This window comes from Algoriphagus sp. NF, assembly GCF_028823735.1.
GTDB lineage: Bacteria > Bacteroidota > Bacteroidia > Cytophagales > Cyclobacteriaceae > Algoriphagus > Algoriphagus marincola.
In genome coordinates this window covers 74,277-85,882 of record NZ_JAPEIB010000017.1, presented here as the reverse complement: position 1 = coordinate 85,882, position 11,606 = coordinate 74,277, and the positions used below count along the sequence as shown (strand labels likewise).

Annotated in this window: 11 protein-coding genes; all 11 read right to left on the bottom strand. The window is 43.9% G+C overall.

Annotated elements, in window-relative coordinates; genetic code table 11:
- The coding region (locus OU792_RS10125) for a nucleotidyltransferase family protein (protein WP_274670093.1) at positions 1 to 233 on the bottom strand (233 nt) is incomplete at its 3' end.
- 128 nt (positions 234 to 361) lie between these two features.
- Positions 362 to 1,465: a site-specific tyrosine recombinase/integron integrase gene (gene xerA, locus OU792_RS10120; protein ID WP_133391251.1), complete on the bottom strand. Its 1,104-nt coding sequence runs from the start codon at positions 1,463 to 1,465 to the stop codon at positions 362 to 364.
- Between the two features lie 309 nt (positions 1,466 to 1,774).
- A complete protein-coding gene (gene typA, locus OU792_RS10115; protein WP_026947425.1) occupies positions 1,775 to 3,580 on the bottom strand; it encodes a translational GTPase TypA in 1,806 nt (601 codons plus the stop codon).
- A gap of 118 nt (positions 3,581 to 3,698) precedes the next feature.
- Positions 3,699 to 4,406, bottom strand: coding sequence for a hypothetical protein (locus OU792_RS10110; protein WP_222583526.1), 708 nt, complete (start codon positions 4,404 to 4,406; stop codon positions 3,699 to 3,701).
- A 118-nt stretch (positions 4,407 to 4,524) separates the two neighbouring features.
- Positions 4,525 to 4,707, bottom strand: a complete 183-nt coding sequence (gene xseB / locus OU792_RS10105) for an exodeoxyribonuclease VII small subunit (RefSeq protein WP_133391253.1) — start codon at positions 4,705 to 4,707, stop codon at positions 4,525 to 4,527.
- Positions 4,694 to 6,016 (bottom strand): exodeoxyribonuclease VII large subunit, encoded by a 1,323-nt coding sequence (xseA, locus tag OU792_RS10100; protein WP_274670092.1) that lies wholly within the window; start codon positions 6,014 to 6,016, stop codon positions 4,694 to 4,696. Before xseA ends, xseB begins: the two co-directional genes overlap by 14 nt.
- Positions 6,016 to 6,897, bottom strand: a complete 882-nt coding sequence (gene dapA, locus OU792_RS10095) for a 4-hydroxy-tetrahydrodipicolinate synthase (protein ID WP_133391255.1) — start codon at positions 6,895 to 6,897, stop codon at positions 6,016 to 6,018. The genes xseA and dapA overlap by 1 nt, the downstream gene beginning before the upstream one ends.
- Positions 6,898 to 7,052: 155 nt before the next feature.
- Positions 7,053 to 8,279, bottom strand: coding sequence for a permease (locus OU792_RS10090; protein WP_274670091.1), 1,227 nt, complete (start codon positions 8,277 to 8,279; stop codon positions 7,053 to 7,055).
- Between the two features lie 391 nt (positions 8,280 to 8,670).
- Positions 8,671 to 8,850: a hypothetical protein gene (locus tag OU792_RS10085; RefSeq protein WP_222583522.1), complete on the bottom strand. Its 180-nt coding sequence runs from the start codon at positions 8,848 to 8,850 to the stop codon at positions 8,671 to 8,673.
- Positions 8,850 to 9,020 (bottom strand): hypothetical protein, encoded by a 171-nt coding sequence (locus tag OU792_RS10080; RefSeq protein WP_274670090.1) that lies wholly within the window; start codon positions 9,018 to 9,020, stop codon positions 8,850 to 8,852. Before OU792_RS10080 ends, OU792_RS10085 begins: the two co-directional genes overlap by 1 nt.
- Positions 9,021 to 9,116: 96 nt before the next feature.
- A complete protein-coding gene (ligA, locus tag OU792_RS10075; RefSeq protein WP_274670089.1) occupies positions 9,117 to 11,570 on the bottom strand; it encodes an NAD-dependent DNA ligase LigA in 2,454 nt (817 codons plus the stop codon).
- Positions 11,571 to 11,606: the final 36 nt, after the last annotated feature.

The window sequence follows — 11,606 nt, the reverse complement described above, 5'->3', positions numbered from 1 at the left end:
TTTGTGACAAGGTCAATTTTACGTCCGAATATTTTTTCAAGGTAAATCTCAAGCGAAAAGAACTTCCATCCAATTGGTTTGTCAAGTTCAACAAGCAAATCAATGTCGCTATTTTCGTCAGCGCTGTTGTCAGCGAATGACCCAAACAGACCAATTCGCCTAACCGCATATTCTTTTGAAAGAATCGGTTTAAGTTCACGAAGCTTATTCAGTATGTCGGTTTTTGATTCCATAGTCCAAATTTACAAAAAATGATGATACGGTATTTTTTTTTGCATGAAACACAACTTATTTATTTATGCACCTTGAGTGCGTTTATTCATCTTATTTGGGTGCATAAATGCACCTTTTTTACGTTTATTTATAAATCATCAAATGGACTTTTTACATTCTCCAAGCTCTTTTGAGATACATGTGTGTAAATCTCTGTGGTTTTACTGCTTCCATGACCCAGTAGCATCTGTATCATTCGAAGGTCTGTCCCGCTCTCCATCAGATGCGTTGCGTAAGAGTGCCTCAACCAATGAAGTGTCACCGGCTTTTTGATTTTGGCTTTTTTTGCTGCTGACTTGAGTACCTTTTGGATACTTCCTTCACTGTAGGGCTCTCCTGGACGACTTCCCTCAAATAAAAATGTGGTCGGCTTCGCAGCCAGAAAATACTGTCGGAGCATCTCAATGATTCTTTCACTGATTGGGACTATCCGGTCCTTATTCCCTTTTCCTTTATTGATCCGCAGTATTTTCCTTTTAGACTCTACATCTTCAATCCGCAGATTCAAAAGCTCCTCTCGACGAAGCCCGCAGGCATAGACCAAGCTTAATATCGTACGGTGTTTTATGTTTTGGTGCGCATTCAACAAGGCCTTCACCTCTTCTTTGCTGAGCACTTGTGGAAGTCTTTTTTCTCGCTTTGGTCGTTCTATGGACAAGGGGTCCAGTTTTTTGGATTTTTGACTCTCAAAAAACTTTTTTATCGCATTGATTATCCCTGACTGGTAGGAAACAGAGAATTTGTTTTTGAGGATGTAGTCTCTTTGAAAATTGTGCAAATCTTCTGACCCTACCAATTCCGGTTTTTTATTTTCTAAAAATCTAAAAAATACTGCCAATCCGGAGGAATATTGCTTGACAGTTGATTCAGAAAGTCGTCGGTTGCGCATGTATTCGATAAAGACTTCAATATCTTTTTCTCGATCCGGGCTTAATTTTGGAAGAGGACTAATTGCTTTGGCTTCATGTTTATGAAATTGAGAATAATCCACCCAAGCAAATCCCCGAAATGCAGCCAATAAATCACTGATAATCGTGTCTGAATAGGGTAGTACCCATGCCCTCTCGCGGGCATTCCATGTTGCATTTGGAAACAACTTGATTTTTTGGATCAAGGTCTCATCATAAGCCAACTCCACTAAGACCTGCTGTTTACCCTTATTTTCCGCGTTTTTTACAAAAATGGTTTTCATGCCTAAAAACTAAACCTCCTGAAATTATCAAATTTTTAATTTCTAATGAAGTCTTAGGTGATGTTTTTTTCTTTATCGGTGCTTATGCCTCGGTTCGTGGAGACACGAACCGAAAGTTATTTTATGGTTTCTTCATGATTCTAAGTACCTGATACTATATAACAGAAACTTTAAAAGGCCTTCGAGGTTCTTGGAAAGCCCAAAGGCCAAAAAAATACCCCAAAGGTCTTAAAAACCTTCGGGGTCGTCTTGGTACTTTGTACTTGATGCAAAGTACTTGATACTTGATACTAGCTACTTGCTACTCACTTATGCTTCTTTCTTCGCCATGCGGTTCCGCTCATTCTCATCCAAATAGATTTTTCGCATTCGGATGCTTTTGGGCGTGATCTCCAGGTACTCATCCTTTTGGATGTATTCCATGGACTCTTCTAAGGAAAATCGCTTAGGAGGGGCAATTCGGGTATTGTCATCAGACCCCGAGGCGCGCATGTTGGTCAGTTTCTTTCCTTTTTGCACATTGACTACAATGTCATTGTCTCTCGAGTGCTCACCAATCACCTGTCCGGTGTACAGGTCTTCTCCCGGCTCGACAAAGAATACGCCGCGATCCTGAAGCTTGTCTATGGCATAGGCTGTACAAGGCCCGCCTTCCATGGAAATAAGCGAACCATTGATTCTTCCAGGGATATTCCCTTTGAAGGGCTCATAGGCAGAGAATCGGTGGTTCATGATCGCTTCTCCCTGCGTGGCTGTCAATACATTATTTCGCAGTCCGATCAATCCTCTGGAAGGGATCTTGAACTCCAAATGCTGCAAATCACCTTTAGGCTCCATGATCAGCAATTCGCCTTTTCGCTGCGTAGCCAGTTCGATGACTTTTCCGGCAGTTTCTTGAGGTACATCCACCACCAAGGTCTCGATCGGCTCGCACTGTACTCCGTCAATCTCTTTATAAATCACCTGAGGCTGCCCTACTTGGAGTTCATAGCCTTCTCTACGCATAGTCTCGATCAAGACTGACAAGTGAAGAATTCCCCGGCCATAGACCAAGAATTTATCCTCTGAATCGGTAGGTTCTACCCTTAGGGCGAGGTTTTTCTCCATTTCCTTCATCAATCGATCCCGTAGGTGACGGGAAGTCACAAACTTTCCTTCTTTTCCGAAGAAAGGGGAGTTGTTGATCGTGAAGAGCATGTTCATGGTAGGCTCATCAATCGCAATTCGGGGAAGTGGTTCGGGTTTTTCTACATCAGCTACGGTGTCGCCGATTTCAAAATCTTCTAATCCGGTAATCGCACAGATATCTCCAGCCTGTACGGACTGTACTTTATTTTTACCCAATCCTTCAAATGTATGAAGCTCTTTGACGCGCATTTTCTTGATGCTGCCATCAGCTTTGCAAAGGGCAATTTGTTGGTTTTCGGTGACGCTTCCTCTCTTTACTCTTCCGATCGCGATACGACCTACAAAGTTGGAGTAATCCAATGAGGTGATCTGCATCTGAAGGCTTCCTTCTTCGATCTTTGGCTCTGGAATATATTCCAAGATCGCATCCAAAAGCGGAAGGATAGAGTCTGTCGGATTTTTCCAATCAGGACCCATCCAGTTTTGCTTGGCCGAACCATAAAGCGTATGGAATTCCAATTGCTCCTCGGTAGCGTCCAAGTTGAACATCAGGTCGAATACCGCTTCATGCACCTCGTCCGGGCGACAGTTTTCCTTATCCACCTTATTGACCACCACGATAGGGGTCAGGCCAAGAGAGAGTGCCTTACCCAATACAAATCGGGTCTGTGGCATCGGTCCTTCGAAGGCATCTACTAGGAGGATTACCCCGTCGGCCATCTTCAAGACACGCTCTACCTCGCCTCCAAAGTCGGCGTGACCCGGGGTGTCAATGATGTTGATTTTGGTGTCTTTGTAGCGTACGGATACGTTTTTGGATAGGATGGTAATTCCTCTTTCACGCTCCAAGTCATTGTTGTCCAGGATCAAATCGTCAAACTGCTGATTCTCCCGGAAGATTTTGGATGCGTGGATGATTTTGTCGACTAGGGTAGTTTTGCCGTGGTCAACGTGTGCGATAATCGCGATATTTCTGATATTCTGCATGATCTGCGTTTTTCAAGCCGCAAAGGTAGGGAAAAAAGGTGGGATCAAGGTTATCTCCCTGTGAAGTTCCTGATCGGAAAAAATTAATCCTTGGGAAGTGTTCTTTGAATTCCTTGCTTTAATCCATTTCCTTCGGACGGAAAAAGCGGCGATAGACGATTTGAGCTTGGAATAAATGATCTCCATAGCGATTGGATCCTACATTGCCGTCTAGATTGTCGGTGAATGTCCAAAGCATGGTTCCTTCTCCGGCAATGTCTGAATAGGGACCGATTTTAAAGCTTAGGCCTGCTCTTACCGGCACATAGCCAGTGGTGGTTTGATGCTTGGTAGGGGTTTCATCCGGACTGAAAGATTTGGTCTGCTCCGTAAATGCATGAAGCACTCCCAATCCCGCACCGCCATACAAATTGACTTTGGAGCGATGCATATGGTTGGAAAAGCGAATGAGGTTAAAGCTTGGAATCACATCAAAATAGAAAGCAGAGCCTCTAACGGTGAAGGAAGAGAAATTGGCAAACCATTGATCTCGCAATGCAGTAGGAGGGTTGCCGCCACTGCTGATGGATTGCATGCCTAAAGTTGCCCGCACGTCCATGGTAGAGGTGATTTTGCGGGTCAAAGAGACGGCTATAGAAGGTTTGATCTCAAAATCTAAAGAACGGTACTGCCCACCATTGTCCAAATACGCGAAAGAAGGACCTGCTCCAATCGTCAATATATTATTTCTTGAAATTCGCTCTTTATAAAAATTCTGGGCTTCTGCCAGAAGGGTAGAAGCTAGTAATACTGGAAGTAAAAAAAGAAGTTGGCGGCTCAAATTCATCACGTTTTATCTGGAAAATCTCTGTGCTGCAAATTTGACAACAAATATGCCAATGTCTTTGCTTGGATATCCCTAAAAACTCAAAAGACTCAAATTTTATTGTTCGAAGGGGTGAAAATCAAGGCTCTTGAAAAGCCTTTTGAATATCTTCTTCCGTGGTTCGAAGTTTTTCCTTGCAGGTTTTGACAAGTTCAGAAGCTTCCCTGACCAACTCTGAAAGTTCGTCCACACTTTTTTTTCCTTCTTCCAATTGGCTGAGAATTAGTTCCAGTCTTTCTACAGATTCTTTATACGTTTTCATTTGCCTCCTTTATTTGGGTAATGGTACTTTCTATATCTTGATTTTCCGAGATGGTTCGAAGTCGGTCTCCCACTTTCGCCTTTGTCAAGTGTATGGGGGTTCCGTCAATTTCAGTTCTTGTGTAGCCTCGTTTTAGGATGGACCGTGGATCCAGTTGCTCCAGCATCTTTTCCAAGCTTTCCAATCGCTGTGAATTGTTTAGAATGTGCTGATTGCTTAGGCTTTGAATGGATTTTTGCAAGGAGTTTAAAAACTCCAGTTGATTCTTCGTTTGCAAATTGGCTGCCCGGATGACCCGCTCTTTTCGGCCTTCTATTCGCTCATTTTCTAATCGGATTTGAGACAAAACAAGGGACTGAATCCGTTGCGATAGCACACCCAATTGATTTTGGGAAAGTTTAAGCTGCTGATTTGTGATCCGATCAATCCTCGTGACGAGCAGCATCATACTTTCCTCGAAAATCCGAAAACTGGAAAGGATAAATTCCGCCACTGCAGTAGGCGTTTTGAGTTGGGAGTGGGCTACCAAATCTGCTACTGTTTCATCCCGCTCATGCCCGATTCCTGTAATGATGGGTAAGCTACTATTGGCGATTCTGAGGGCAAGTTGATAATCATCAAAACAGTCCAAATCCAATTGAGCTCCCCCTCCTCTGATAATGATCAGGGCGTCTAGACCAAGCTTGTCTTTTTGGGATTCAGCCACTTCGATTGCTGCTCGGATACTTGCGGCAGCCTCATTTCCCTGCATCAGGGATGGAAAGAGGCGATGATAGATTTTGTAGGCTTGGCCGTTTTGCTCCAATTGATTGACAAAATCACCATATCCGGCTGCAGTAGGACTGGAGATAATGCCGATTCGCTGAATGACTTTAGGAAGATCGTGCCGGGCATTGAGGCGAAGAATTCCCTCCCGAGTCAATCGGTCGATGGTTTCCTGTCTGATTCGGGCTCGTTCGCCCAAAGAAAAAGAAGCGTCTATATCCTTGACATTCAGGCTAAATCCATAAACAGGATGAAAAGTCACCTGCACCTGAGCGAGGACTTTCATCCCGTTTTTGATGCCACTTCCAGTAAGGCTTTCAAACCGGGAAGCAATGGAGCGGTAGGTGAAAGCCCAGCAGTTGGAACGCATTTTGGCTAGCACCTGATTCCCGCTTTTTTCTACCAATTCAAAATAAGCATGACCTGCTGCAGCTACCCGAAAGTCTGCAATCTCTCCAATCACCCAATAGGTGGGGGTCAACTCATTTTCAAGGGTGGATTTGACGAGTTGCCCGAGTTCGGAAATGGAGAGTGCATTGGTCATTAATAATCGATCTTTTCCAGCGCTGCTTTGATTTTTTGTTTGAGTTCCTCGCTAGCCTCGACTAAAGGAAGTCGGACTTCTTCGCTACACAGACCCATTTCATTCAAAATCACCTTCAAACCTACCGGATTGCCTTCAGCATACATGAGTGGATTGATCTCTAGAAGGGAGTATACCGCCTCTTGCTTTTCGGTAAATCCTCCTTGGGTGAGTTTCCGGAAAGTTGCTGGAAAGGCATTTGCCAAGACTGAAATCACGCCCACTCCTCCGATGCTTTGCATAGGAACGGTAAGCATATCATCGCCAGATATCAATAGGAAATCTTCCGGTTTGTTGGCAGCGATTTCCATGCATTGCGTAAGATCACCGGAAGCTTCCTTGATCCCGATGATATTCTCATGCTTGGCCAGATTCAGGGTGGTTTGAGCTGTAAGATTCGAACCAGTCCGACCTGGAACATTGTAAAGAATGACTGGCACAGGGCACTTGTCTGCGATTGCTTCATAATGAGCCTGAATGCCCGCCTGAGAAGGTTTATTGTAGTAGGGACTGACAGAGAGAACTGCATCGACTCCTTGAAAATCAGTGTTTTCAATCTCCTCCAGAATCCCTGAGGTATTATTTCCGCCAAGGCCATACACAATGGGTACACGCTGATCTACGAAGGAGACAGCTGCTTGTAATACTTGTCGTTTTTCTGCAGCAGAAAGCGTGGCTACTTCCCCGGTGGTACCCAAAACCACCAAGTAATCCGCACCTCCATCGATGCAATGATCGATGAGCTTGGCAAGCGCCTTCAGGTCAATATTTTCATTTTTTGTAAAAGGCGTGACCAATGCCACACCAGTTCCGTAAAATTTAGAGTTCTTGTCGTTTTGCATATCAGATGCAAAGATAAGGGTCTATAAGCTTTTTGAGTTCCGTTGATAAAAATTTGGTCAAGGGCGATTCAAAATCCAAGGCTATTGGATCTTGGATAGCACATTTCTTTTGATGAAAATTGATTAGATATAATCAAAAGCAGTTAAAAAGAACTTTAGAGGATAAATCCCCAAACGAACATTCCTCCAAATAGCCAAGCATAGGCAGCAAAAGCCAAATATTTTAATGTCCTTTCCATGATCTTACTTTTAGGTGCCATCTGATGGTGATGATGATTCTGCTCTCCTTTCTTCCAATAAAACCCTAAATAAACCAGCAGTCCAGAAAGTCCAAGGAAGGCCAGATTGAGAAAAAAAGTATAATCAATTTTGAAGTGGTCTTGATTAGATAAGTCTACATTGGAGGGGCTTGGAAGAATACCAAGAATGTCAAACCCATAATGCAGAATCAAGGCGGCAACTATCAAAGATGAAAACAATAAAAAAAGAATGAATAGAGAGGTTTTCCATCCATAGTAAGTCGCATTGATCCGCAACACCGGAAAAACCACCAAATCACTGAAAATAAAGGCCATCACTCCGGCAAAACTCACCCCTTTTCCAAAAAGCAAGGCTGCCAAGGGAATATTCCCCATCGAACCGATAAAGGTGAGAAATGCTGCGATCGGTCCAATGATCACATGCTGGAGTAAAGTGAGAGAGGAAAAGGATTCCCGCCCTTCACCCGTATTGATAAATAAAGTCTGAAAGAAAGAGTTCGGTACAAAGGCAGCTACAATTCCAGCAACCGTAAACCCAATCGTTACGTCTTTCCAGACCATATCCCATTCCATCACGTATTTTCTTCCGACTTTTTTCCAATTTTCCGCTTTGTGAATTCTTGACTTAAAAGATTTTTCTGCCTTCTGCTCATTCTCGGCTTTGCCTAAGTTATTTCGTGCAGATTCGATAAGTTTTTTTGGTCGGATTATCCGTATCAAAATCCAAGAAAATAGAATTAGCAATAATCCTCCTACATATTCTCCAACAACAAACTGCCAACCCAGAAAAATAGAAATCACTATTCCTAATTCAATCACTAAATTGGTTGAAGCCAATAGAAATGCTATGCTTGCTGAGAAACTTGCTCCTTTTTGAAAAAGTGACTTGGTAGTAGCCAAGGCCGAAAAACTGCAGGAACTGCTGATAAAACCAAAGAAAGTACCCAGTCCCATACTTTTCGCCCCGCTGCCGCCCATGGTTTTTTGCATCTTTCGTTCGGTCACAAAAACTTGAATCAGCGAACTCAATGCATAGCCTAAAATAAAGGCCCAAAGTGCCATCCAAAACAAGCCTACACTTGTGTAGGCTGATTGAGCCCAGTTTTCTAAAAATCCATTCATTCGTATAAGGGTTTAACCAATTAAAAAATAAATAATACCAAGAAAAACAAGGAATTGTCTCGGTTTTCCGAAACCGGGGCTATTTCATGGTGCTTTATTCATAGGTAGTTCAAGCCCGCCTGCCGGACGGGCTTGGACTACATAAAGGCTTCTCCTAACTGCTCTCCTTAGCGCAAGTCTCAGGACTTGTGCCTTGAATAATGCAGTCTCCTGACTGCGTTTTTAATTCGTCTTCGTCTTGCTGGCATGGAGTTTTTAATTCTGTTTATTGATAATGGGCCAGCGCTCTGGTAATATGGTAAATCATATACCCCGGGTTGAAACCCGGGGCTATTGAAAAGTTTGACACCTGCGGCGTCTTTTTCCTCCAGAAATCATATGTTATAATATTTCACTTATATAGTTTAAGCCCGCCTGCCGGACGGGCAGGTCTCCTGATCTGCCTTCCGGCCAGACAGGCTTGGACTGCAAAAAGGCTTCTGCTGACTGCTCTCTTTGGCGCAAGTCTCAGGACTTGTGCATTCGTCTCTGTCTTGCTGGAAAAAATGACTCTCGCCGCCTTTCGTGTCATCACGCACGGTATTTTTTCAAGGCTTTACTTTCTCTTGCTGGGACTGGATATTCATTTCTTTTTTTAAATAATGGGCCAGCGCTGGGGTGGTTTTGTGTCTTTTTACCCAGCATTTCGCTTTGCTCATACTGGGCTTGTACAAGTTGTGCCTTCAGCACTCCTTTTTTCAAGCCTTTATTTTTCCAGAATATTTCCTGCCACGGCAGGCAGGCACGAACGGAGTGAGATATATTTCAATTGTATTTCGTAGTGAGAGAATGGAATCCTCAACCTTTCACCATCTTCAAAAACTCTTCTTCCGAAATCATTGGCACCCCAAGTTTCTCTGCCTTTTCTTTTTTGCTGGGTCCCATTCCTTCCCCCTCGATGATAAAGTCCAAATTCTTGCTCACGGCACTGATGTATTGTCCTCCGTGCGCTTGCACAAAATCTTTGATTTCATCCCGTTTGAAATTCTCCAGCTTTCCAGAAGCTAAAATTCGCTTTCCAGCCAATGCCTGACTTTTGGGCTGATTTTCATCTTCCTGGATTTCAAAATGTAACCCTTGTGCCTTCAATCGCTCAATATGCTCCAAGTTCTCCTCCTGTGCAAAAAAGTCCTGAATACTTTGAACCAAGGTTTCGCCCACACCATTGATATCCAGCAGCTGTTCGCTTGATGCCTCTTGGAGCTTTTGGATACTTCCAAAGTGTCTAGCCAAAAGCTGGGCGGTGTTTTCTCCGATATTTCGAATTCCCAAGGCAAACAGCACCTTTTCAAATGATTGTTCTTTGGAAGCTTTGATCCCTTCCAGCATATTGGAAATGACCCCTTCCTGGAAGGTGTTTGCCTTTAGTTTTTTAATTCGTTCCCTCACCTCATCAGGAATATCTACCTCTAGTTTGAGCAAGATGCCGTGTACTGTTCCTTCTTTTTTGCTAGCTTCCAAAATGGATTCGAAGTCGGATCGCCTTCCCAAAAAGATATCCAAAACAACGGCTACCGGCACGAAGTCTTCCAATTTGGGCAAATCGGCATGCTCCTTCAATGCATGGATGAGGTAATCCACCATCCCCACGTTAGAGGAGACTTTCTTTTTCCATTTTCGAATTTGTTCCTGAAATCCTCGAAGTGTGTCAAAAAGCGGTAGTTCTGCCGCCTCGGTCAAGTACTCTTGGATTTGCTTGAAAGAAATGCTTTCTGTCAGAGCAAAAAGCGCTTTTTCTAAACTGATGTACAATAAGCCACTTCCTTCTTTTTCGTATTGATCCTGACTCATTTCTAAGCCTAGGAGATCCTTTTCTTTAGCCTCGAGATCGTAGATATCAGCATAACTTCGGATGAATCCCTGATCAATCAAAGCCCGAATCCGCTCAGTACCCATGGAGTCAATGTCCATGGCCCGCTTGCTGACAAAGTGCTCGATCCTTCCCAAAACTTGTGGAGGGCAGCTAGCGGCATTGGGGCAAAAGTGCTTGGCCTCACCCTCCTTTCGTTCCAGTTTAGTCCCGCATTCCGGACAGGTGTTAATATACTGAATAGGACTAGCACCTGCTTTTCTTTTTGCCAGATTGACTGCCGTAATTTTTGGAATGATTTCTCCGCCCTTTTCCACCGAGACAAAATCCCCTTCATAAATTCCCAAGCGCTCGATTTCATTGGCATTGTGGAGGGATGCCCGCTTGACGGTTGTGCCTGCAAGGCTGACAGGAGAGAGATTTGCTACCGGGGTAATCGCACCGGTTCGACCCACCTGATAGGTGATGGAAAGCAATTCCGTCTCAGCACTCTCCGCTTTATATTTGTAGGCGATGGCCCATCGGGGGTTTTTGGCGGTGAAGCCCAATTCTTCTCGCTGTTGATAGTCATTGATTTTCAAGACCACCCCATCCGTATCTAGCGGTAGTTCATGACGTTTTTCTCTCCAGTCTTCGATATAATCCAAGACCTCTTGGAGCGTTTTGGCTTTCCGGTAAGTAGGGGAGACGTTGAATCCCCATTTTTCGATCAGGTGAATAGCTTCCGAATGGGTAGCTACTGATAATTCATCTCCCAACAATTGATAAAAGTAGCAGTTGAGACGACGCTTGGCCACCACGCTGCTGTCCTGCATTTTTACAGTTCCAGAGGCAGCATTTCTAGGATTTGCCAGTAAGGCTTCGCCGTTTTTCTCCCGCTCAGCATTGATTTTATCAAATTCCTTTCGGGGAAGAAAGATCTCTCCGCGAACCTCGAATTTATCCGGAACATTCTCACCTTCAATACTTAAAGGGATATTTCGAATCGTCTTCACATTGGCAGTGACATCATCTCCTTTAGTCCCATCTCCTCGGGTGACAGCACGAGCCAAGGTGCCATTTTCATAGACCAAACTGATCGCAACTCCATCGAATTTGAGTTCACAGAAATATTCGTAATCAGGCCTGCCCAATCCTTTTTCGACCCGCTCATCGAAAGCCTCTAGCTCTTCAATCGTGTAGGTATTTCCGAGGGAAAGCATTTTGTATTCATGGGTGACAGTCTGAAATTCCTTCGTAATGGTCCCACCTACACGCTGACTGGGGCTGTCTTCTCGAAGAAGCTCCGGAAACTCAGTTTCCAAACGGATCAGTTCCTCTAGCAATTGATCAAATTCATAGTCCGAGATTTCAATTCTGCTTTCCTGATAGTACAGGTGATTGTGATGATTGATATCCTTGCTGAGTTGGGCGATGCGTTTTTGGGCTTCTTGCTGTGTCATAATAGTTGAAATGATGGCTAAATTAACTGGAAGTTG

Bases quoted from the DNA above. Each gene is read 5' to 3' on its own strand.
- OU792_RS10110 (WP_222583526.1), bottom strand. From the start codon at position 4,406: ATGAATTTGAGCCGCCAACTTCTTTTTTTACTTCCAGTATTACTAGCT.
- xseB (WP_133391253.1), bottom strand. From the start codon at position 4,707: ATGAAAACGTATAAAGAATCTGTAGAAAGACTGGAACTAATTCTCAGC.
- ligA (WP_274670089.1), bottom strand. From the start codon at position 11,570: ATGACACAGCAAGAAGCCCAAAAACGCATCGCCCAACTCAGCAAGGAT.
- OU792_RS10085 (WP_222583522.1), bottom strand. From the start codon at position 8,850: ATGACACGAAAGGCGGCGAGAGTCATTTTTTCCAGCAAGACAGAGACG.
- dapA (WP_133391255.1), bottom strand. From the start codon at position 6,897: ATGCAAAACGACAAGAACTCTAAATTTTACGGAACTGGTGTGGCATTG.
- xseA (WP_274670092.1), bottom strand. From the start codon at position 6,016: ATGACCAATGCACTCTCCATTTCCGAACTCGGGCAACTCGTCAAATCC.
- xerA (WP_133391251.1), bottom strand. From the start codon at position 1,465: ATGAAAACCATTTTTGTAAAAAACGCGGAAAATAAGGGTAAACAGCAG.
- OU792_RS10090 (WP_274670091.1), bottom strand. From the start codon at position 8,279: ATGAATGGATTTTTAGAAAACTGGGCTCAATCAGCCTACACAAGTGTA.
- typA (WP_026947425.1), bottom strand. From the start codon at position 3,580: ATGCAGAATATCAGAAATATCGCGATTATCGCACACGTTGACCACGGC.